The sequence below is a fragment of the Streptomyces sp. AJS327 genome (assembly GCF_013450295.1).
Taxonomy (GTDB): domain Bacteria; phylum Actinomycetota; class Actinomycetes; order Streptomycetales; family Streptomycetaceae; genus Streptomyces.
Genome location: NZ_SKBR01000001.1, coordinates 452,161 through 473,703 on the forward strand (window position 1 = coordinate 452,161; position 21,543 = coordinate 473,703).

Annotated in this window: 15 protein-coding genes; 6 read left to right on the forward strand and 9 right to left on the reverse strand. The window is 74.3% G+C overall.

Going from position 1 to position 21,543, the window contains the following annotated elements:
• Window position 1: 1 nt before the first annotated feature.
• The 3 genes from E0L36_RS01755 to E0L36_RS01765 all read right to left on the reverse strand — a co-directional run bounded on the left by E0L36_RS01755 (window position 2) and on the right by E0L36_RS01765 (window position 4,888).
• Complete coding sequence (locus tag E0L36_RS01755) at window positions 2-967, reverse strand: hydroxymethylglutaryl-CoA lyase (protein WP_180927075.1); 966 nt, start codon at window positions 965-967, stop codon at window positions 2-4.
• Window positions 964-3,150 (reverse strand): biotin carboxylase N-terminal domain-containing protein, encoded by a 2,187-nt coding sequence (locus tag E0L36_RS01760; protein ID WP_180927076.1) that lies wholly within the window; start codon window positions 3,148-3,150, stop codon window positions 964-966. Before E0L36_RS01760 ends, E0L36_RS01755 begins: the two co-directional genes overlap by 4 nt.
• 73 nt (window positions 3,151-3,223) lie before the next feature.
• Window positions 3,224-4,888, reverse strand: a complete 1,665-nt coding sequence (locus E0L36_RS01765; protein ID WP_180927077.1) for a carboxyl transferase domain-containing protein — start codon at window positions 4,886-4,888, stop codon at window positions 3,224-3,226.
• A gap of 102 nt (window positions 4,889-4,990) precedes the next feature.
• Here E0L36_RS01765 and E0L36_RS01770 point away from each other — a divergent pair, with 102 nt between their 5' ends.
• The 3 genes from E0L36_RS01770 to E0L36_RS01780 all read left to right on the forward strand — a co-directional run bounded on the left by E0L36_RS01770 (window position 4,991) and on the right by E0L36_RS01780 (window position 8,119).
• Window positions 4,991-5,668, forward strand: coding sequence for a TetR/AcrR family transcriptional regulator (locus E0L36_RS01770; RefSeq protein WP_374705477.1), 678 nt, complete (start codon window positions 4,991-4,993; stop codon window positions 5,666-5,668).
• 260 nt (window positions 5,669-5,928) lie between these two features.
• On the forward strand, window positions 5,929-7,086 hold the full coding sequence (locus tag E0L36_RS01775) for an acyl-CoA dehydrogenase family protein (protein ID WP_180927079.1): 1,158 nt from the start codon (window positions 5,929-5,931) through the stop codon (window positions 7,084-7,086).
• A 145-nt stretch (window positions 7,087-7,231) separates the two neighbouring features.
• Window positions 7,232-8,119, forward strand: a complete 888-nt coding sequence (locus tag E0L36_RS01780) for an acyl-CoA thioesterase II (protein ID WP_180927080.1) — start codon at window positions 7,232-7,234, stop codon at window positions 8,117-8,119.
• A 135-nt stretch (window positions 8,120-8,254) separates the two neighbouring features.
• On the opposite strand, the gene E0L36_RS01785 is transcribed toward E0L36_RS01780, so the two are convergent.
• Together E0L36_RS01785 and map are read right to left on the reverse strand one after the other, a co-directional pair.
• A complete protein-coding gene (locus E0L36_RS01785; protein WP_180927081.1) occupies window positions 8,255-9,064 on the reverse strand; it encodes a phosphatase in 810 nt (269 codons plus the stop codon).
• A 738-nt stretch (window positions 9,065-9,802) separates the two neighbouring features.
• Complete coding sequence (gene map, locus E0L36_RS01790; protein WP_180927082.1) at window positions 9,803-10,570, reverse strand: type I methionyl aminopeptidase; 768 nt, start codon at window positions 10,568-10,570, stop codon at window positions 9,803-9,805.
• A 71-nt stretch (window positions 10,571-10,641) separates the two neighbouring features.
• Here map and E0L36_RS01795 point away from each other — a divergent pair, with 71 nt between their 5' ends.
• Window positions 10,642-10,926, forward strand: coding sequence for a helix-turn-helix domain-containing protein (locus tag E0L36_RS01795; protein ID WP_180927083.1), 285 nt, complete (start codon window positions 10,642-10,644; stop codon window positions 10,924-10,926).
• A gap of 813 nt (window positions 10,927-11,739) precedes the next feature.
• On the forward strand, window positions 11,740-15,624 hold the full coding sequence (locus tag E0L36_RS01800) for an ABC transporter ATP-binding protein (RefSeq protein WP_180928528.1): 3,885 nt from the start codon (window positions 11,740-11,742) through the stop codon (window positions 15,622-15,624).
• A 120-nt stretch (window positions 15,625-15,744) separates the two neighbouring features.
• Here E0L36_RS01800 and E0L36_RS01805 read toward each other — a convergent pair whose 3' ends face one another.
• Window positions 15,745-16,239, reverse strand: coding sequence for an NUDIX hydrolase (locus E0L36_RS01805; protein ID WP_180927084.1), 495 nt, complete (start codon window positions 16,237-16,239; stop codon window positions 15,745-15,747).
• 288 nt (window positions 16,240-16,527) lie between these two features.
• On the opposite strand from E0L36_RS01805, the gene E0L36_RS01810 reads away from it, so the two are divergent.
• The gene (locus E0L36_RS01810; RefSeq protein ID WP_180927085.1) at window positions 16,528-17,949 is read left to right on the forward strand and encodes a S28 family serine protease; all 1,422 of its coding nucleotides are present in this window, start codon (window positions 16,528-16,530) and stop codon (window positions 17,947-17,949) included.
• A 253-nt stretch (window positions 17,950-18,202) separates the two neighbouring features.
• On the opposite strand, the gene E0L36_RS01815 is transcribed toward E0L36_RS01810, so the two are convergent.
• From E0L36_RS01815 to E0L36_RS01825, 3 genes are all read right to left on the reverse strand, one after another.
• Window positions 18,203-18,931 carry a hypothetical protein gene (locus tag E0L36_RS01815; protein ID WP_258015864.1) on the reverse strand — a complete coding sequence of 243 codons (729 nt, stop codon included), beginning with the start codon at window positions 18,929-18,931 and terminating at the stop codon, window positions 18,203-18,205.
• 350 nt (window positions 18,932-19,281) lie between these two features.
• Entirely contained in the window at window positions 19,282-20,106 is an 825-nt protein-coding gene (locus E0L36_RS01820; RefSeq protein ID WP_180927086.1) for a sugar phosphate isomerase/epimerase, read from the reverse strand.
• A 241-nt stretch (window positions 20,107-20,347) separates the two neighbouring features.
• Entirely contained in the window at window positions 20,348-21,505 is a 1,158-nt protein-coding gene (locus E0L36_RS01825) for a LacI family DNA-binding transcriptional regulator (protein ID WP_180927087.1), read from the reverse strand.
• Window positions 21,506-21,543: the final 38 nt, after the last annotated feature.

Sequence of the window (21,543 nt, forward strand, 5' to 3'; positions counted from 1 at the left end):
CTCACTCCTTCTGGGAGTCAGGAGAGGAGGACGCGCCGGTGAGCGCGTTGACGGTACGGGAGGGGCTGGGACGGCCCAGCCGCCGCGCCAGCCAGGCGCTGGTGGCGCTGAGGTGGTCGAGGGAGACACCGGTCGAGATGGAGAGGCCGTTCAGCATCCACACGAGGTCCTCGGTGGCGAGGTTCCCGGTGGCGCTCTTGGCGTACGGGCAGCCGCCCAGGCCACCCGCCGAGGCGTCGACCGTGGTGATTCCGGACTGGAGCGCGGCGAGGGTGTTCGCCAGCGCCTGTCCGTAGGTGTCGTGGAAGTGGACCGCGAGGCCGCCGGGCGGCAGCCCGGCCTCGTCCAGCGCCCGCAGCAGCGCCACCACCTGCCCCGGGGTGGCGACGCCCGTGGTGTCCCCCAGGCTCAACTGGCCGCAGCCCATGTCCCGCAGGGCCCGGCACATCCGGACCACCCGCTCGACCGGGACCCGGCCCTCCCACGGGTCGCCGAAGCACATCGAGACGTAGCCGCGGACCGGCAGGCCGTGTTCGGCGGCGCGGCGCACCACCGGCTCGAACATGGCCAGCGACTCGTCGACCGTGCGGTTCAGGTTGGCCCGGGCGAAGGACTCGGTCGCGCTCGCGAAGACCGCGATCTCCCGGACGCCCAGCTCCAGCGCGCGGTCGAGACCGCGCAGGTTCGGCACCAGCACCGGCAGCCGGACGCCCGCGAGCCCGGTGAGCCGGGGGTACAGCTCCGCCGAATCGGCCAGCTGCGGAACCCACTTGGGGTGCACGAAGCTGGTGGCTTCCACGGTGCGCAGCCCGCTCTCCGTCAGGCGGTGGATGAACTCCGCCTTGACCTCCACCGGGATGGTCGCGGACTCGTTCTGAAGGCCGTCCCGCGGGCCGACCTCGTAGATCTCCACGTGAGAGGGCAGCCCCTCGGCCCGCACGGGGGTGGGAAGTCCCTGCGCCGTCATGCGTCCGCCTCCTTGACCGCCTCACGGGACGCCCCCCGGGGAGCGTCGCCCGGACCCGAACCGGGTGGCGGGACCTCGCCGGCCGGCCGTGCCGCGCCTCCGGGCGCCGGGGGGTCCTCGCCGGCGGCGGCCGGTTCGTGCGGCTCCACGACGGCGAGTACCTGGTCGATCGCGACCGTGCTGCCGACGGTGACGTCGAGTTCGGTGACGGTGCCGTCGAACGGGGCGGTGATGACGTGCTCCATCTTCATCGCCTCGACCACCAGCAGCCCCTGACCGGCCGTGACCGCGTCCCCCACCGCCGACTTGAGCACGGTGACGGTGCCCGGCATCGGCGCGGTCAGCGCGTCGGCGCCGTGTGCCGAGGCCGCGTCCCGCAACGCCGCCTCCACCGGGTCGACGTCCCGGACCTGCCAGGCGTCGCCCTCGCACCCCAGCCAGCACCCGTCCCGCACCATCGCGTGACCGAACCGCCGGGTGACGCCGGACCAGCGCAGCCACACCTCGCCCGGGTCCGCGGCGTCCGTCGACAGGCCCGCGGACACCGGCTCCGCGGCGCCGACCCGCACCTCGGCATCCCGGGACGAGCCACGCACCGCCACGGTGACCGGCTCGTGCCCGGGCACCCGCAGCGGGTGGAGCGTCCAGGCGGGCTCACCGCCCAGCCGCCAGCCGGAGGTGGCGGCGAACGGGCTGACCCACCCGGCGCCGGACTCCGGTTCCAGCGCGGCCTGGCGCAGCAGCGCCGCCGCCGCGTACACCGACTCGGGAACCTCCCGGGGGACCAGCGCGGCGGCCGCGCGGTCCACCAGGCCGGTGTCCAACTCGCCCGCGCGCACCGCCGGTTCGTCCAGCAGCCGCCGCAGGAACCCGGTGTTGGTGTCGACGCCGAGCAGCGCGCTGTCGGCCAGCGCGGCCCGCAGCGCCCGCAGCGCCGCGGCGCGGTCCGGGCCGTGCGCGATGATCTTGGAGAGCATCGGGTCGTAGTCCGTGCCGACCTCGGTGCCCTCGGCGAGACCCGAGTCGGTACGAACTCCGGGGCCCCGCGGCTCCCGCAGGCGCAGGACGGTACCGGCGGCCGGGAGGAAGTCCACGCGCTCGCCCCCGCCCTCCTCGGCGCCGAGCCGGGCGGTCTCGGCGCAGATCCTCGCCTCCACGGCGTGCCCGCTCAGGGTGATGTCCTCCTGGCGCCAGGGCAGCGGCTCGCCGGCGGCGACCCGCAGCTGCCACTCCACGAGGTCCAGCGCCTCCCCGCCGGGAAGCCGCACCACGAGTTCCGTCACCGGGTGCTCCACCTGGAGGCGGGTGTTCATCTCCATGAAGGAGTACGCCCCCGGATCGCCCCCCGGGACGATGAACTCCACGGTGCCCGCCCCGCGGTAGCCGCAGGACCGGGCGGCCTCCACCGCCGCCTCGCCCATCGCGGCACGGGTGGCCGGGTCCAGCAGCGGGCTGGGGGCCTCCTCGATGATCTTCTGGTGGCGGCGCTGGAGCGAGCACTCGCGCTCCCCGAGGTGCAGCACGGTGCCGTGACCGTCGGCCAGGACCTGGATCTCGATGTGCCGCGGGCCCTCGATCCACCGCTCCACCAGCAGGGTGCCGTCCCCGAAGGCGCCGAGCGCCGTCCGGCGGGCCGCCGCGATCTCGGACTCCAGCCCCGACAGCTCCCGCACCAGCCGCATGCCCTTGCCACCGCCGCCCGCCGACGGCTTGAGGAGCACCGGCGGGCCGATCTCCCGGGCCGCGGCGGCGAGTTGGGCGTCGTCCAGACCGCTGCCCGAGGAGCCGGACACCACCGGCACCCCGGCGGCACGCACCGTCTCCTTGGCACGGATCTTGTCGCCCATCAGCTCCACCGCCTCGGCGGGCGGCCCCACGAAGACCAGCCCGGCCTCCGCGCAGGCCCGCGCGAAGGCCGGGTTCTCCGCGAGGAAGCCGTACCCCGGGTGGACCGCCTGGGCGCCGGCGCGGGCGGCGGCCTCCAGCAGCCGCTCGACGGAGAGGTAGCTCTCCGAGGCAGCCGCCGGACCCAGCCGCACCGCGGTGTCGGCCGCCCGTACGTGCGGTGCCCCGGCATCCGCGTCGCTGTACACGGCGACGGAGCGGATGCCCATCGCCCGGAGCGTACGGATGACCCGCACCGCGATCTCCCCGCGGTTGGCCACCAGCACCGTGTCGAACATGGCTCCTCTTTCCGCTCTCTCCGGTCCTTCCGGACGCGCCGTCATTCCCCGCTCCTCCGGCACCGCGGCCCCCTCACATCCGGAACACGCCGAAGCCGGGCGCGGACGGATCGCGCCGCGGGAGCGGCGCGTTGGCGCAGGCGGTGAGGGCCAGCCCCAGCACCGTCCGGGTCTCCATCGGGTCGATCACGCCGTCGTCCCAGAGCCGGGCACTGGCGTAGTAGGCGTTGCCCTGTTCCTCGTACTGCGCCCGCACCGGAGCGCGGAACGCCTCCTCGTCCTCCGCGCTCCACTCCTCGCCGCGCGCCTCCAACTGGTCCCGCTTGACGGTGGCCAGGACCGAGGCGGCCTGCTCGCCGCCCATCACGGAGATCTTCGCGTTCGGCCACATCCACAGGAAGCGGGGGCTGTAGGCCCGGCCGCACATCGAGTAGTTGCCCGCTCCGTACGAGCCGCCGATCACGACGGTCAGTTTCGGGACCCGTGCGCAGGCGACGGCGGTGACCATCTTGGCGCCGTGCTTGGCGATACCGCCCGCCTCGTAGTCCCTGCCGACCATGAAGCCGGAGATGTTCTGGAGGAAGAGCAGGGGGATACCGCGTTGCTCGCACAGCTCGACGAAGTGCGCGCCCTTCTGCGCCGACTCGGCGAACAGGATCCCGTTGTTGGCCACCACACCCACCGGGTGGCCGTGGATCGCGGCGAAGCCGGTGACCAGGGTGGTGCCGTACTCCGCCTTGAACTCGTGGAACCGGGAGCCGTCCACCACGCGGGCGATGACCTCGCGGACGTCGTACGGGGTGCGGGAGTCGGCGGGGACGGCGGAATAGAGCGTGGCCGGATCGACGGCCGGTTCCTCGACCGGCCGCACCTCCCACGGCAGTTCGGACGGGCCGGGGGAGCCGGGGAGGGTGGAGACGATCTGCCGCACCAGCCGCAGGGCGTGCGCGTCGTCCTCCGCGAGGTGGTCGGTGACCCCGGAGATCCGGGAGTGCACCTCGCCGCCGCCCAGCTCCTCCGCGGTGACGACCTCCCCGGTGGCGGCCTTCACCAGCGGGGGTCCCCCCAGGAAGATGGTGCCCTGCTCGCGGACGATCACCGCCTCGTCGCTCATCGCCGGGACGTAGGCGCCTCCGGCGGTGCAGGAGCCGAGCACCGCCGCGATCTGTGGAATCCCGGCGCCGGACATCCGCGCCTGGTTGTAGAAGATCCGCCCGAAGTGCTCGCGATCCGGGAAGACCTCGTCCTGCATCGGGAGGAAGGCGCCGCCGGAGTCCACGAGATAGACGCAGGGCAGCCGGTTCTCCGCCGCGATCTCCTGGGCGCGCAGATGCTTCTTGACCGTCATCGGGTAGTAGGTGCCGCCCTTGACGGTGGCGTCGTTGGCCACCACCAGCACCTCACGGCCGGAGACCCGGCCGATCCCGGCGATCACCCCGGCGGCGGGGGCCGCGCCCCCGTACATCCCCTCGGCCGCGAGGGGGCACAGCTCCAGGAAGGGGGAGCCCGGGTCGAGCAGGGTGTCCACCCGCTCCCGGGGCAGTAGCTTGCCGCGCGCGGTGTGCCGTTCCCGGGCCCGCTCGCCGCCGCCCAGCCGGGCCCGCGCGAGCTTCTCGCGCAGGGTGGCCACCAGCTCGCGGTGTGCGGTCTCGTTCGCCCGGGCGGCCTCGGACGCCGGATCGACCGCGCTGCTCAGCACCGGCCCTCCGCGCTCCAGCGCCACGGTCCGTTCCGCCATCTCCACACGCCCCCTTACCCACTGACCACGACCTGACCACGGCAGTTAGTGGACGTTAACCACCGGCCAGCAGGTTAACGTTCATTAACGCCCCTGTCTACAATGGTGGGCATGCGCACCCATCCCCCCGTGCACCCTCCCGGGTCCAGCCGCCGCGAGCAGATCCTCCGTGAGGCCGCCCGCCTCTTCGCCGAGCGCGGCTTCCACGGCGTGGGGGTGGACGAGATAGGGGCGGCCGTCGGCATCAGCGGCCCCGGCCTCTACCGGCACTTCGCCGGGAAGGACGCGATGCTGGCCGAGTTGCTGGTCGGCATCAGCGAGCGGCTCCAGCGCGGCGGCCGGGAGCGGATGGAGGCGGCCGTCGCGGACGGCCTGGATCCGGAGGCCACCCTGGACTCCCTGATCCGCGGCCATATCGACTTCGCTCTCGACGACCGCTTCCTCATCACCCTGCACGACCGCGAGCTGGACCGGCTCCGCGAGAGCGACCGGCGGCGGGTCCGGCAGCTCCAGCGGCAGTACGTCGAGTTGTGGGTGGACGCGGTGCGGGCACTGTATCCGGGGCTGACCGAGCTGGAGGCGCGGGTCTCGGTGCACACCGTCTTCGGGCTGCTGAACTCCACGCCGCACCTGAGCGGCGCCTCCGCGCTGCCCGGCCGGGCCACCATGGCCGCTCTGCTGCACCGGCTCGCGCGGGGGGCGCTCGCCGCCGCCGCGCCCGCCCAGGCCGCCGACGCTCCTTCCGTCGATCCCGGGGGCGGCGCTCCGGCCTCCTCCTGAGGGGTGCCGCCCGGTGACCGTCCGGGCTGGCTCCGCCGTCGCCCAGGCCGGTTCCGGATCCGCCGGGCCAGCCGGATCGTCCCCGCTCGCTCTCCCGTGTCCGGGTTCTCGGGCGCCGCCGTGGCGGGTGCCGATCCGGCGCTGACCCGCCGCCGGTCCGGCGTTGCTCCGTGGGTGTGACGGCTCTGGACAGCCCGGGTGGGCCTCGGTACCGTCGACAACTGAGCAAGCGCTTAGCCCACGGTGACAGGAGGCGAACTGTGCGGCGTACGGTGTTCAACGAGGACCACGAGGCGTTCCGGACCACCCTGCGGGAGTTCATCGCGTCCGAGGTCGTCCCGCACTTCGGGGACTGGGCGCGGGAGGGCCGAGTGCCCCGGGAGTTCTACGCCCGGCTGGGCGAGTTGGGGATCTTCGGGATCCAGGTGCCGGAGGAGTACGGCGGCGCCGGGGAGTCCAGCTTCAAGTTCAACGCGATCCTCACCGAGGAGTGCGCCCGGGCAGGGGTCAGCTTCGGCGGCTCCAGTGTGCACACCGCGCTCTGTCTGCCCTACCTCCTGGCGTACGGCACCGAGGAGCAGAAGAAGCGCTGGCTGCCGGAGTTCGTCTCGGGCCGGATGATGACGGCGATCGCCATGACCGAACCCGGTACGGGCTCCGACCTCGCCGGGATGCGGACCACCGCCACCCTCTCCGCGGACGGCGGGCACTACGTGCTGAACGGCACGAAGACCTTCATCACCGGTGGTGCGCAGGCCGACCGGGTGCTGGTGTGCTGCCGCACCGCCCCGCCGACCCCGGAGGACCGCAGGGCGGGGATCACCATCCTGGCCGTGGACGCCCGGAGTGAGGGCTACGCCGTCGGTCGGAAGCTGGAGAAGCTGGGGCTGCGGGCCTCGGACACCGCGGAGCTGTCCTTCACCGACGTGCGGGTCCCGGTGGAGGATCGGCTGGGCGAGGAGGGGCTGGCCTTCGGCTATCTGACGCACAACCTGCCGCAGGAGCGGCTGGGCATCGCCGTCTCCGCGTACGCGCAGTCGGCCGCCGCGGTGCGCTTCGCGCACGAGTACGTCCGGGAGCGGACCGTCTTCGGTAAGGAGGTCGCCTCCTTCCAGAACACCAAGTTCGTCCTGGCGGACTGCAAGGCGGACGTGGACGCGATGCAGGCGGTCGTCGACCGCGCGCTCGACGCCCACGACGCGGGGGAGCTGACCGCCGCCGACGCCGCCTCGGCGAAGCTGTTCACCACCGAACTGGCCGCCAGGGTCATCGACCGCTGCCTCCAACTGCACGGCGGCTACGGCTACATGCTGGAGTACCCGATCGCCGGGCTGTACGCGGACACCCGGGTCACCCGGATCTACGGCGGCACCAGCGAGGTCATGCGGTCGATCATCGCGAAGTCGATGGGCCTGTGAGCGCGCGGGCCGTGGGCGCGGTGACGGAGGCGGTGGTGCGCGGCCGCGCTGTCGGACGGGCGGGTGGCCGGTGTGACGCGGTCGTCGCCCCGGCAGTGGCACGGGACGCGAGCCCAGGTGCCCTTCGCCGGGCAGAATCGCGTGCATGAACCAAGAACTGTCCTCGCTGCTCGACCTGCTGGACCTGGAACGGATCGAGCGGGACATCTTCCGGGGACGCAGCCGTGCGTCCGTGGTGCCCAGGGTCTTCGGCGGCCAGGTGGCAGCGCAGGCGCTGGTGGCGGCGTGCCGCACGGTGCCGGAGGGGCGGCTGCCGCACTCGCTGCACGCGTACTTCCTGCGCCCGGGGGACGCCGGGGCCCCGATCGTCTACACCGTCGACCGGATCCGGGACGGCCGCTCCTTCACCACCCGGCGGGTGGTCGCGGTGCAGCATGGAGCGCCGATCTTCCACCTCTCCGCCTCCTTCCAGAGTGCCGAGGAGGGGCTGGAGCACCAGGAGCCGATGCCGGCGGCGCCGGACCCGGAGACGCTGCCCACCTCCGAGGCGACCCTCGACCGCTACGCCCACCTCTTCCACGATCCGGGAGTGGCGCGGCGGCTGCGGGAGGCGCGGGGCGCGGTGGACCTGCGGTACGTCGAGGCGCCGCCGTTCGCCAGCAAGGGCGAGCCACGCGAGGCGCGTTCGCAGGTCTGGTTCCGCACCAACGGGAAGCTGGACGGCGAGCGGGACGACCCGATGCTGCATCTCTGCCTCGCCACGTACGTCTCGGACATGACGCTGCTCGACTCCGTGCTGCTGGCGCATGGCAGGGGCGGCTGGACGGTGGGGGACGTGGTGGGCGCGAGCCTGGATCACGCCATGTGGTTCCACCGGCCGATCCGCGCGGATGAGTGGCTGCTCTACGACCAGGAGAGTGCGACCTCGCAGGGCGGCCGGGGGCTCGCCCAGGGCCGGATCTACACCAGGGAGGGCGAGTTGGCGATCACGGTCATCCAGGAGGGCGTCGTACGGGTGCCGCGCGGGAGCTGATGGCGCGTCCCCGTACCCCGTATCGCTGTGGCTCCCGTATCCCCTGTCCCCGTCTCCGGGTATCGGTGTGTGGCGGCGGGGCGCGTGGCGGCGGGCGGCCTCGGACGCGTCAGCCCGGCCGCCGTGTGGGGGCGGTCAGGCGTCGAGCCCCGCCGCGTGCAGTACGTAGGCGGTCATCGGCTCGTAGTAGCGCGGGTTGACCACGTGGTCGTCCAGCGGGACCACCACCGCCAGTGTGCCCTCGGCCTCGCCCAGGAAGAGCGCGGGGTCGTTGCAGTCGGCGAAGCCGACCGCCTCGATCCCGCGCTGGCCCGCGCGCCCCGCCCAGCCGTGGTCGGCCACCACCAGGTCGGGCGGGGGCTCGCCCTCCCGGTCCAGCGCGTCCAGCACGGTGTTCATCGGCTCCGGGGAGTGGGTGTGCCAGAGCGTCGCGCCGCCCTCGTGCACCGCGACCCCGGTGAACTGGACGATCACGCCCGGGTCGCCGGAGAGTCCGAGCGGCACCCGGACGATGTCGCAGCCCGCGGCGCTCAGCGCCATCGCGAACGCGCCGTGCATGTCGAGCAGCGCGCCGGGGTGGCCGGTGGCGAGCAGTACCCGCTGGCGCCCCTCGGCCGCCTTGCGCAGCTCTGCCGCGGCGCGGTCCAGCGCGGCGACGGTCAACTCGGGGTCGATGGTGTCCTGTCCGGAGCGGTGGCCGGGGTCGTCGACGACGCCGCACCGCTCGGCCATCACCGCCAGCACGTCCTGTTCGTCCGCCCAGCGGTCGCCCAGCTCCAGCCCGAGCCAGTAGTGCCGGTCGCCGTTGGCGAGCTTGCGGTAGTGGGCGAGGTTGTTCTCCCGCGGGGTGGCGACCTCGCCCGCGATGCGGGTCCGGACGAGGTGTTCGACCAGCTCGGCACGGCTGGGGGCCGCGGGGAGCCGATGAGGCAAGGGCAGTGACATGCGGCCATTGTCGCCCGTAGGGGTGGTTGATGGACGGGGAGTCCGAAAGGTGGCGATCGCCGGGGCCGGTGTCCCCGGGCCGGTTCGCCGCGCGAGGCGTGAAGTGCCCCCGGTGGCGGGCCGGTTGCTCCCGATCCGCCCGGGTCCGGTGTGCCCGGGCGGTGACCGCGTGGTTTCCGGCCGTATTCACCGTCGATACCGGGGTGGTGTTCGTGGGGTGTGAGGGAAGGGTGAAGAGCGCGTCGACGCGGAGCGCGGCTGGTGGGCGCGGCGGGCGGGAAGCGGCGCCGCGCGGGGAGTTCATTACGGAGTGATGCGTGATTACCACACATCGTTACTGAATCTGTTCGGTCGATGTGCGTCGCATGGCGGTTGTCGGCAGACTTCGGTGCGAAGTCCCGCGGGGTGGCGGTGTTGCGCCGTGGGCGGCAGAGCCGGCCTCGTGGGGGGTGCCCGCCTGTCCGCACCCGCAGACCGCCACGGCCGGGGTGCCCGGGTTATCCCACCGGGCGCCCCGGCCGCTTTGCCGACACTTCGCCGCCCTGGCTCCGGGGGCTGAGCGCCCGGGAGTTGGGGGGTGACCGGTGCCGGGTTCCGGCGGGTTCGGGGGCTCGAAGTGCGGGTTCGTCCGGTTTCGGGTTCGTCTCGTTTCGGGGTTCGTCCGGGGAGCCGGCGGCTTCCGGGGGTCCGGCGGCTTGGGGTTCGGGGGCTTGGCTCGCGGGGCGTGGGGGCGCGCTCTCAGGGGGCGGTGAGTATCCACGGGCCCTCGTCGGTCAGCGCGACGGTGTGCTCGACGTGCGCGGCCCGGCGGCCGTCCGTGGTGCGCAGGGTCCAGCCGTCCGGCGCCGTGTGGAAGGCGTCGCCTCCGCCCGCCAGCAGCATCGGCTCGATGGCGAGCGTCAGCCCCTGGCGGAGGGGGAAACCCCGGTGGGGGCGGCCCTCGTTCGGCACGTCCGGGTCCTCGTGCATCCGGCGACCGATGCCGTGGCCGCCGAACCCGGCGGGGATGCCGTAGCCGGCCGCGCGGGTCGTCCGGCCGATCGCGTGTGAGATGTCGCCGAGTCTGCCGCCGGTGCGTGCCGCCGCGATCCCGGCCGCCAGGGCCGCCTCGGCGGTCCGCAATAGGGCGGCGTCCTCCGGGCGCGGGGTGCCGACGACGAAGCTGGTCGCGGCGTCGCCCGTCCAGCCGTCCAGGGTGGCCCCGCAGTCGACGCCGAGCAGGTCGCCGTCCCGCAGCCGGTAGCCGTCCGGGACGCCGTGCACGATCGCGTCGTTGACGGACGTGCAGATGGTCGCCGGGAAGGGGGTGGGGGCGAAGGTGGGCCGGTACCCCAGGAAGGGGGAGCTGGCCCCGGCCTCGCGCAGGACCTCGCGGGCCACCTCGTCGAGTTCGCGGAGCGTGACGCCGACGGCGGCCACCTCCCGGGTCGCGCGCAGGATGTTCGCGACCACCCGCCCGGCCTCGCGCATCGACTCCAGCGCGGCGTCGGTCTTGATCTCCACCATCGTTTCCCCTCCGGTTTCGCGGTATCCAATTCTTATACCGCCAATTCTTATACCGGCATTAGTATCACGGCATGGTTCGCAACCCCCTCACCCCCCTGGAACGCGAGCGGGGGCGCCAGTTGGGCGTCCTGCTCCGTACCGCGCGCGGCACCCGGACGATGGCCGAGGTGGCGGCCCAGGCCGGGATCTCCGCCGAGACGCTGCGAAAGATCGAGACCGGCCGGGCGCCGACACCCGCCTTCTTCACCATCGCCGCCCTGGCCGCCGTGCTCGGTCTGGAGCTGGGTGAGGTGGCGGCACGCTGTACCGCCGAGGAGGCCGAAGCGCTGCCCGACGGGTCCGGGGCGGCCGCCTGAACACCCGGCCGCCGACTGTGCGGCGGCGGCCCGGCGCGTACGGCCGCTGAGGCGGACCCACGACGACCGGTGGCACCGGGACCTCGAACTCGGGGCACCCGGACGGCCGACGGCGCGGGCCCTGCCGACGGGCCGCGCGGGTGGGTGTACGGGGGGCGCGGGCCGGTGAACGGGCCCGCGTCGCGCCGCCGCTGAGCGCCCCACCGCGCCCCGCTCCCGGGGTGCCCGCGACCCTGGGCTCCGGACGCGCCCCCGGCCGCCCGTGCGCGGTGGCCCCCGCGAGCGCACGCTGGGGGGCGGGCGCACACTGGTCTGGGCGGGCGCGCCCCCACCGAACGGGCCCCGAAGCCCCGAAGGCGCGGCCCCGAAGCCCCGAAGACCCCGAGGCCGCCGGAAGCTTCCGAAAGCCTCCGAAGGAGCGGACGCCCCGGCGTCCCCGAGCCCCCGGCGTCCCGGGGGGCCCAGCGGCGTGGGAGTCCCCGAGGGGTGGCTCCGGGCTCGCCGAGCGGGGACGGGTCAGCTCGCCGATCGGGGAGTTGGCCGGACTGGTGGGCTGGTGGTCCGGCCGCCGGACGGGCGGGGATCGGCCCGTGGCGCGAGGGTCCCAACGGGGTCCGGTCGGGGTGTGGGGTGGCGGGTTGGTGGCGCGGGGGCGCGGCGGGATGAAAACCCCACCCCCGGGTGTTGCCGCCTGACGGCAGAACGAGCGGCAGTGACCGGGAAGGACGTGGCGTGGCGGCAACGGAGAAGCGAGCCGAGCGGCCCGAGCACATATCCGGGCCCTCCGGTGGCCCGGCGGCTCCGGAGGGCTCGGTGGCCCAGGAGGGCTCGGCGCCCCCGCGGGGCTGGGCGCGGCGACTCGCGGCGAACTGCTGGCGGTACCGGCGGGACTCGGTGCTCGCGCTGGGCGCCTCGCTGGCCGGGATGGCCGTGATGGCGCTGATCCCGCTGCTCACCAAGGTGATCATCGACGACGTGGTGGTCGGCGGGGACGGCGGCCTCGGAGTCTGGATCGGGCTGCTGCTCGCGGCGGCGGTGGTGATCTACGGCCTGACCTTCGTGCGCCGTTACTACGGGGGAAGGCTCGCGCTGGACGTGCAGCACGACATGCGCGTCGCGATGCACCGGGCGGTGCTGCGGCTGGACGGCCGTCGGCAGGACGAGCTGTCCACCGGGCAGGTGGTCGGGCGCGGTACCAGCGACCTCCAGCTGGTGCAGAGCCTGCTGTTCATGGTGCCGATGATGATCGGCAACATCCTGTTGTTCGTGGTGGCGCTGGCCGTGATGCTGGTGCTGTCACCGCTGCTCACCCTGGTGTCGGTGGCCGTCTTCCCGCTGCTGTGGTGGATAGCCGGCCGCAGCCGGAGCCGGCTGTTCCCCGCCACCTGGTACGCGCAGCAGCAGGCCGGGGCGGTGGCCTCGGTGGTGGACGGGTCCGTCACCGGCGTCCGGGTGGTCAAGGGATTCGGGCAGGAGCGGCAGGAGACGGGGAAGCTCCGCGCGATCAGCCGGGTGCTGTTCGCGGCGCGGCTGCGCACCGTGCGGCTGAACGCCCGGTACACGCCGGCGCTCCAGGCCGTCCCCTCGCTGGGGCAGGTCGCGATGCTGGCGCTGGGCGGCTGGATGGCGACCCGGGGCGCGATCACCCTGGGCACCTTCGTCGCCTTCTCCACCTATCTGGCGCAGCTGGTCGGCCCGGTGCGGATGCTGGCCATGATGCTGACCGTCGGTCAGCAGGCGCGGGCCGGGGTGGAGCGGATATACGAGCTGATCGACACCCGTCCGCAGATGTCCGAGCGGCCGGGGGCGCGGGAGCTGCCGCCGGACGCGGAGGCCGGGGTGGAGTTCGACAACGTCACCTTCGGCTACGGCCCGACGGCCGCCACCCCGGTGGGCGAGCCGGACAGCGCGGCGGAGGCTTCGGACCCGCCGGACCCGGGGGCTGCCGGGTCCGAGGGGCGCCGGGCGGGGGAGCGGCCGGTGCTGGACGGCTTCAGCCTGCGGATCGCGCCCGGCGAGACGGTGGCCGTGGTCGGTACGAGCGGCAGCGGCAAGTCCACCGTCTCGATGCTGCTGCCCCGGTACTACGACGTCACCGGTGGGGCGGTGCGGGTCGGTGGCCACGACGTGCGCGACCTCACCCTGGACTCGCTGCGCTCCGCGATCGGGCTGGTGCCCGAGAACAGCTTCCTGTTCTCCTCGTCCATCCGGGAGAACATCGCCTACGGCGCCCCGGACGCCACCGAGGAGCGGATCCGCGAGGCGGCGCGCGCCGCCCAGGCCGACCGTTTCATCTCGGAGCTGCCGGAGGGCTACGACACCGTCGTCGGTGAGCAGGGGATGACGCTCTCCGGCGGGCAGCGGCAGCGCGTCGCCCTCGCGCGGGCGCTGCTCACCGACCCCCGGCTGCTGCTGCTGGACGACGCGACCTCCGCTGTCGACGCCCGGGTGGAGCACGAGATCCACGAGGCGCTGCGCGAGGTGATGACCGGGCGCACCACGCTGCTCATCGCCCACCGGCAGTCCACCCTGGCGCTCGCCGACCGGATCGCGGTGCTGGACGGCGGGCGGCTGGCGGACGTCGGGACGCACGAGGAGCTGACCGGGCGCTGCGCGCTCTACCGGAGGCTGCTGACCGACCCGGACGAGCTGGGCGAGGTCGCGCGCGACCCCGCGGGCATGACCGGGCACGGCAACCACCGGGAGGCCGACGGCGTCGGGGGCGTCACCCCCGAGCTGTGGGTGCGGGAGTCCGGCCGGGCCTCCGGGAGCGCCGGGGGCGGCGCCGGGACGGCCGGGGTGACCCCGCCGCGCACCGCGCCCGGCAGCGTCACCGCCGAGCTGGCCGCGCTGCCGGGCAGCCCCGAACTGCTCGCCAAGGTGGCCGCGTTGCCGCCCGCCGACGACACCCCGGACGTCGACGAGGAGCGGGCCGAGCACCGCGAGCGGTCCTACGGGCTGCGGCGGCTGCTGCGGGGCTTCGGCGCGGCGCTCGGCGTGGCGCTGCTGTTCGCCGCGCTGGACGCCGGGTTCGGGCTGCTGCTGCCGGTGCTGATCCGCAGCGGTATCGACGACGGTGTGGAGCGGGGCGCGCTCGGCGCGGTGTGGGCGGCGTCCGCGCTGGCGCTGCTGGTGGTCCTCGCGCAGTGGGCCGCGCAGTTCGCGTCGATGCGGCTGACCGGACGGACCGGTGAGCGGGTGCTGTACGCACTGCGGGTGAAGATCTTCGCGCAGCTCCAGCGGCTCGGGCTGGACTACTACGAACGGCATCTGACCGGCGCCGTGATGACCCGGATGACCACCGACGTGGACGCGCTGTCCACCTTCCTCCAGACCGGTCTGGTCACCGCCGTCGTCTCGGTCTTCACCTTCCTCGGCATCCTGGTGGCGCTGCTGGTGCTCGACCTCCAGCTGGCGCTCGTCGTCTTCGCGACGCTGCCGCTGCTGGTCGTCGGGACGATCGTGTTCCGGCGGCACAGCGTCGTCGCGTACGAGCTGGCCCGCGAGCGGATCAGCGGCGTCAACGCGGACCTCCAGGAGTCGGTCGCCGGGCTGCGCATGGTGCAGGCGTTCCGCGCCGAGGAGCGCGGCGCCGACCGGTTCTCCGAGCGCAGCGACGGCTACCGGCGGGCCCGGGTGCGCGGCCAGTGGCTGATCTCCGTCTACTTCCCCTTCGTCCAGCTGCTGGCGAACGTGTCGACGGCGGTGGTGCTGATCGTCGGCGCCGGGCGCATCGACAGCGGCACGCTGACGGCGGGCGCGCTCGTCGCGTACCTGCTCTACATCGAGCTGTTCTTCGCCCCCGTGCAGCAGCTCTCCCAGGTGTTCGACGGCTACCAGCAGGCGGCGGTGGCGCTCCGGCGCATCCAGGACCTGCTGCGGGAGGAGACCAGCACGCCGCTGCCGGAACGGCCCCGCCCGGTACCGGAGTTGCGCGGCGAGGTCACCTTCCGGGACGTGCGGTTCCGCTACACCACGGCGGAGGGTCTGCCCGGGGAGGAGGAGGCGCTGTCCGGCGTCGACCTGACCATCCCGGCCGGGCAGACCGTCGCGTTCGTCGGGGAGACCGGCGCGGGAAAGTCCACGCTGGTCAAGATGGTCGCCCGGTACTACGACCCGAGCGCGGGCGCGGTGCTGGTGGACGGGGTGGACCTGCGCGACCTCGACCTGACCGCCTACCGGCACCGGCTCGGGGTCGTGCCGCAGGAGTCGTACCTCTTCCCCGGCACGGTGCGGGACGCCATCGCCTACGGGCGCCCGGACGCCACCGACGCCGAGGTGGAGGCCGCCGCGCGGGCGGTCGGCGCGCACGACATGATCGCCTCGCTCAGCGGCGGCTACCTGCACGAGGTCGACGAGCGGGGCCGGAACCTCTCGGCGGGGCAGCGGCAGCTGATCGCCCTGGCCCGGGCCGAACTGGTCCACCCCAGCCTGCTGTTGCTCGACGAGGCCACCGCCGCGCTCGACCTCGCGACGGAGTCGCTGGTCAACCAGGCGACCGACCGGCTCGCCGGTACCCGCACCACGCTGGTCATCGCCCACCGGCTGACCACCGCGGCGCGCGCCGACCGGGTCGTGGTGCTCGACAACGGGCGGGTGGTGGAGGACGGCCCGCACGAGCGGCTGCTGGCCGACAACGGCCGGTACGCGGAGCTGTGGCGCACCTTCTCCGGCGGCGGCGAACCGGTCACCGTCTGAGGGGGGTTGGGGACGGCGGGGGTGCGGGCCCGAGCGCGGGTACCGCACCCTTGCCGGAGGCCCGGCGCGAACTGACGCCCGCGAACGGTGAGTTCGTGGCGAGTGGCCGCGCGGGCGGGGTCAGCTCGGCGGACCGCAGCGCGCGACGAGGTACGTGTCCACCGTCTGCTCCTGCCCGTAGGGCGGCAGCGGTTCACCGGGCGCCCGCCAATGGATCGCGGAGATCTCGGTGTTCGGCTCGAACGGCCGCACCTCGGTCACCTCACCGACGAACAGCGCGCCGTACAGCAGCCGTTGCTCCACGCCGACGCCGGTCTTGGTGAACCCGGCGAACCGCAGTTCCGCAGGGGCGATCAACTGGCCCGTCTCCTCGCGCAGTTCGCGCGCGGCGGCCTCCCGAGGTGTCTCGTCCGGCTCGATGCCGCCGCCCGGCAGCTCCCAGCAGCCGCGCTCGCGCTCGTGGACCAGCAGCACCCGCCCCCGGTGCCAGACCGCCAGCAGCGCGTAGCCCACCTGGGCGTCCTCGAAGCGGGTGTGCTCCGGGACCCGGTGGAAGGCGCGCAGCGTCATGCCACGGGGGCCGGTGGCCAGGTACGGCGGGGTGGCGTCGGTCATGCCCGCAGCCTAGTACCGGCCCCGCCGCCCGGCCCGGCCGCTCCCGGCTCGCCCGGTTCTGTCCGTCTCCGGGCCAGCGACCCCTGGCGGACGGGGAGTTGGCGTCCGCCGCCACGCCACCCCTGCTGTCCCCGACGGCACAGGACGGAGGTACCGGGCGGAGGCTCGGGGTGGGGGCGCGCGGAGCGGAGGCGCACGGCGCGCGGGCGTGCGAAGGGGGTCTGGCGGAGCCTCCGGTACGCCGATAGGTTCACGCCACCGCTGTGAACCGTGTGAACGGGAGGACGAATGCGAAGAACCATCCGATGGCTGCTGTCACTCGCGATGGTGGCCGGAACCGTGGGGGCCGGGAGCCTGACGGCCGGGGCGGCGACCGCCGCCGAACCACGGGAGGACATCAAGGACCGGATTCTCGCGGTCCCCGGGATGAGCCTCATCGAGGAGCAGCCCACCGACGACGGCTACCGCTTCTTCCTGCTCAACTACGAGCAGCCGGTGGACCACCGGAAGCCGGACGGGAAGACCTTCCAGCAGCGGATCTCCATCCTGCACACCTCGGAGACCCGCCCCACGGTCTTCTTCACCTCCGGCTACGGCCTGCGGGAGGAGCCCGCGCGGAGCGAGCCGACGCAGCTGGTGGACGGCAACCAGGTCTCCATGGAGTACCGCTACTTCACCCCGTCGCGCCCCGACCCGGCGGACTGGAACAAGCTGGACATCTGGCAGGCCGCCAGCGACCAGCACCGCATCACCACCGCCCTGCGCTCCATCTACGACCAGAAGTGGATCTCCACCGGAGGCAGCAAGGGCGGCATGACCGCCACCTACTACCGGCGCTTCTACCCGAAGGACATGGACGGCACCGTCGCCTATGTCGCGCCGAACGACGTGAACAACAAGGAGGACTCCGCCTACGAGGAGTTCTTCCGCAACGTCGGCTCGAAGGAGTGCCGCGACCGGCTGAACGGCGTGCAGCACGAGATCTTCGAGCGCCGCGAGGAGTTCGTCCCCCGCATCGAGGAGTGGGCCGAGAAGGAGGGCCACACCTTCGAGCTGGCGGGTGACGCGGACCGCGCCTTCGAGATCGTCGCGCAGGACCTGGTGTGGGGCTACTGGCAGTACCACCTGGACGCCGACTGCGGTGAGGTGCCCTCCCGGGACGCCTCCACCGACGAGCTGTATACCTGGGCCAACGAGATCGGCGGCTGGGAGGCGGGCACCGACCAGGGCATGCTCCCCTACACGCCGTACTACTACCAGGCCGGCACCCAGCTGGGCTCCCCGGACTACGAGGACCCGCTCCTGGACGACGTGCGCAAGTACCCGGGCATCAACGTCCCCCGGACGTACGTCCCGCGCGACATCCCCATGTCCTTCGACAAGAAGGCCATGAAGGACATCGACAAGTGGGTCCGCAAGGACGCCTCCGAGATGCTCTTCGTCAACGGGGAGAACGACCCGTGGAGCGCCGAGCCGTTCCGGCTCGGACCGGGCACCGAGGACTCGTACCTCTACACCGCGCCCGACCAGAACCACGGCGCCAACATCGCCAAACTCTCGGCCGACGACCGGGAGTCCGCCACCCGCGCCCTGCTGCGGTGGGCCGGGGTGGACCAGGAGGTGAGGCCGGGGGCGGTGCCCAAGCGGCTCACCCAGCACAACCCGGCGCTCGACAAGCCCCAGGAGCGGTCGATGACCCTCCGCCCCTGAGGCACCGCGCTCAGCCCGGGGCCACCCCGGGCTGAGCGCCCACCCGTGTGCCCGTCCCGGCGCACCCCGGGTGAACGGTGACTCCGGGACGCCCGCGAACCCCGCGAACTCCCGGTGTCACGCGGCAGGTTCCGCCGCCGACCGCCCCCCCGGGCCGGGCGCACAGTGCCGCCCGCGACAGCCGCTCCGGCCCGCTCGCGACCCGCTGTTGTGGGGCTGCGCGGCCAACGGCCCGCCACGCGGCGGTACTTGGTCAGTGACGGCGGGCACAGCCCACCGGGCGGTCGCCGCCCACGTCGACGAAGAGCGCCGTGGACTCCGGGCAGTCGGCGCGGCCTTCCACCACCCGGAAGACCCGGTAGGCGGGCTCCCGCGCCCCCTCACCGGCGCAGGGCGTCTCCTTGACCTCGCGGCGGCCCGAGGTGGTGTACACACAGTCGCCGCTGATGGTGTTCGGCCCCCCGCCCGCGCCCGGGTCGCCCGGATGTGGGCCGTCCAGCTGGCGCATACAGGCGTAGCCGAGAGGGACGCCGCCGTCCCCGTCCTCGTCGACGTCCGGGCGGTGCTCGTTGATGTGCAGCACGAAGTCCGTGCGGGCCGGGCAGTTCGGGCCGCCCTTCGTCCGGCCCTCGTGCCGGACGGTGACCCGGGCGAAGGCCCGCTCGCTGGCGCAGCGCACCTCGGTCACGCCCGAGCCGGCGGCGTCCGCGCCCCGGGACGGCGGCCGGGTGGCGCACTCGCCGCGCCGCAGCAGGCCGGGACCGTGGTGTGCGGAGGGGACGGCGGACGAGGAGGGCGTGCTGTCGCCCATCAGGCCGTCCTGTTCGGCTCCGGGGGTGACCTCGGTGCAGGCGGGGGTGGTGAGTACGGCCAGCGCGACCAGGGTGCCCGCCGCCGTCCGTCTCCCTCGCGCCGTCCACCCCGCCGGGTGGGGCGACCGCGCCCGCCCCGTGGCCGGGGTGGGTGACTCGCGGATTCCCATCTTCGACCCTCCGGCCGTCCCGGTACCGGCTGCCCGTGCGCGTCCCAGCGTGCTGCCGGACGCGTCCGCGCGCCATACGTCAATGGGGCGAGCCGAGCACGGCGCGGGCTCCCACGTCCCGGAACCGACGGGAAGTGCCCACAGCGTGACGGGAATTGACCGGTCTCGGCCGAGGATGACCGCGTTCTGGCGCGCCCGGTCCGCGCCCGGTCCGGGACCCGCTCACGCACGATCCGCGCGTTCCCCGGCCGGGTGTTTCCGCCGCCGCCCCCACGACGTACGCTCCCGCCGCCCCGGCCCGTCACCCCGTGCCCGTGTCCGGGCCCGTCAACCGGTGCCGGTGCGCCGCCTCAGGTTCCGGCGGGCGTCTCCAGCAGGCCGCGCAGCCGCCGCCGGACGCCGGGCAGCAGCTCGGGCAGCGCGGGCGTCTCGGGGAACCAGCGCCGCTCGTACTCCCAGCAGACCCAGCCGTCCCCCAGCCCCCGGCCAGCCAGCGCCGACAGCACCTCGGCCAGCGGCAGTACGCCGTCCCCGGGCGCGAGCGGGGTCAGGTCCTCCGCCGAGCCGACGTCCTTGACCTGGACGTAGCCCAGGTGCGGGGCGAGCACGTCCAGGCTCGCCTCCGGCGACTCCCCGGCCCGCCAGGTGTGCAGCACGTCCCACAGCGCACCGGCCGAGGGGTGGCGCACCGCGCCGAGCACCCGCGCCGCGTCGACCCCGGAGCGGTGCGAGTCGTGCGTCTCCAGCAGCAGCCGGACGCCGAGGTCGGCGGCGAGCGGCGCCGCGAGCGAGAGGCGGCGCACCGCCGTCGCGTCGCTCTCCGCCAGGCCGGGCGCCCCGGGCTCCGCCGGGTCGCCGCCGCCGGGGAAGACCCGCACGTAGGGGGCGCCGAGGTCGCGGGCCAGCTCCAGCAGGGCCCGGGTCTCCGCGAGGACGGGCTCGTCGGCGCCGGGGGCGGCCATCCGCGCGTACCCCGCGACGCAGAGCACGGCGACTCCGGCGTCCTTGAACGCCTCCACCACGTCGACGCGTTGGGTCAGGCTGAGCCCCGGGTGGACGGGCTCTTCCGGGTGGGCCCGAAGCTCCACCCCGGCGAAGCCGCCGTCGGCGGCGAGGCGGACCACCTCGGGAACGGGCATACCGGGAACACCGAGGGTAGAGAAGGCGAGTCGCATGGGGTCAGCCGAGCAGACCGTGCCCCCGACCACAAGCCCGGGACGGCACCGCTGCCGGATCGACCTCCGGACGCGCCCGATTCGTGACGCGGCGGTGTCCGCCGGGCGGCTGTCGCACGTCAGCGCCGGGATCGCGGCTCCGTGGCGCTCCGCTCCACGACCGGACGCCGACGGGACGGGCCCGGACACGCACGGCCCCGCGCGTCCAGCCCTCAACTGGTAGTCAGCGTCAGGAGGTTGGTCAGCCGTCAGCCCAAGCCACCACGGTGGGTGGGGTGGAGGGCGGTGGCGCGGTGGTGTCCCGGACGACCAGCTCCGCCCGGACGGTCGAGACGCCGCCCTCCGGGGGGAGTTGGTGGCCCACGGCCAGCCGTCCCGCCCAGCCGCCGACCTCCCGCAGCGGCAGCCGGACGGTGGTCAGCGCGGCGTCGGCGCTGAACGGGAGGTCGTCGAACCCGGCCACCGAGACGTCCTCCGGCACCCGCAGACCGCGTTCCCGCAGGGCCGCGCGGGCACCCAGCGCGACCGCGTCGTTGGCGGCGGCGATGGCCGTCAACCCCGGGGCGGCGCCGAGCAGTTCGCGGGCCCCCTGGTAGCCGGAAGCCCGGTCGTACCCGCAGTGCGCCACGGGCGGCGGCAGGTCCCCGGGCCGTCCCCGGCCGCCGTGCAGCGCGCGCAGGTGGCCCTCCAGCCGGTGCCGGGTGGTGGTGCGCCCCTCCGGCCCCGCGAGGTAGCCGATCCGGCGGTGCCCCAGCTCCAGTAGGTGCTCGGTGAGCGCCTGGGCGCCGCCCCGGTTGTCGAACTCCAGGGTGACGACGCCGGATCCGGTGCCGCCCGGCCCCTCCGGGCCCTTCACACCACGGTCCCGGCCGCCCTCGGCGCCCGCCGGGGGGAGCGGGGGCCTGCCGCACAGCACGACGCGGGTGCCGTCCGCCGCCATCCGGCGGAGCCGTTCGGCGAGCGCGGCGCTGTGCACGGCGCTGTCCACCGTCCCGCCGGTGAGGATGACCGCGGCGGCGCGCTGCCGGCGCAGCAACGTCAGGCAGTCCAGCTCCTGTTCGGGGGAGCCCTCGGTGCCGCAGACGACCGCGAGCTTCCGGGGGCCGGGGCCGCCGTGCCGCGCGGACGGACCGGGGTCGCCTATCGCGCGCTGCGCGGCGGCGGCCATGATGCCGAAGAACGGGTCCGCGAGGTCGTTGACGAGGATGCCCACCAGGTCGGAGGAGGCGTTCGCGAGCGCGCTCGCCGGGCCGTTGACGACGTACTCCAGCTCGGCGACGGCGCGCAACACCCGCTCCCGAGTCCCCTCCGCCACCGGGTAGTTGCCGTTCAGTACCCGGGAGACGGTGGCGGTGGACACCCCGGCCCGCGCCGCCACCTCCGCCAGTGTCACTGCCATCGCGCCCTCCGTCACCGCCGCGCTCGGCCCCGGCGGGG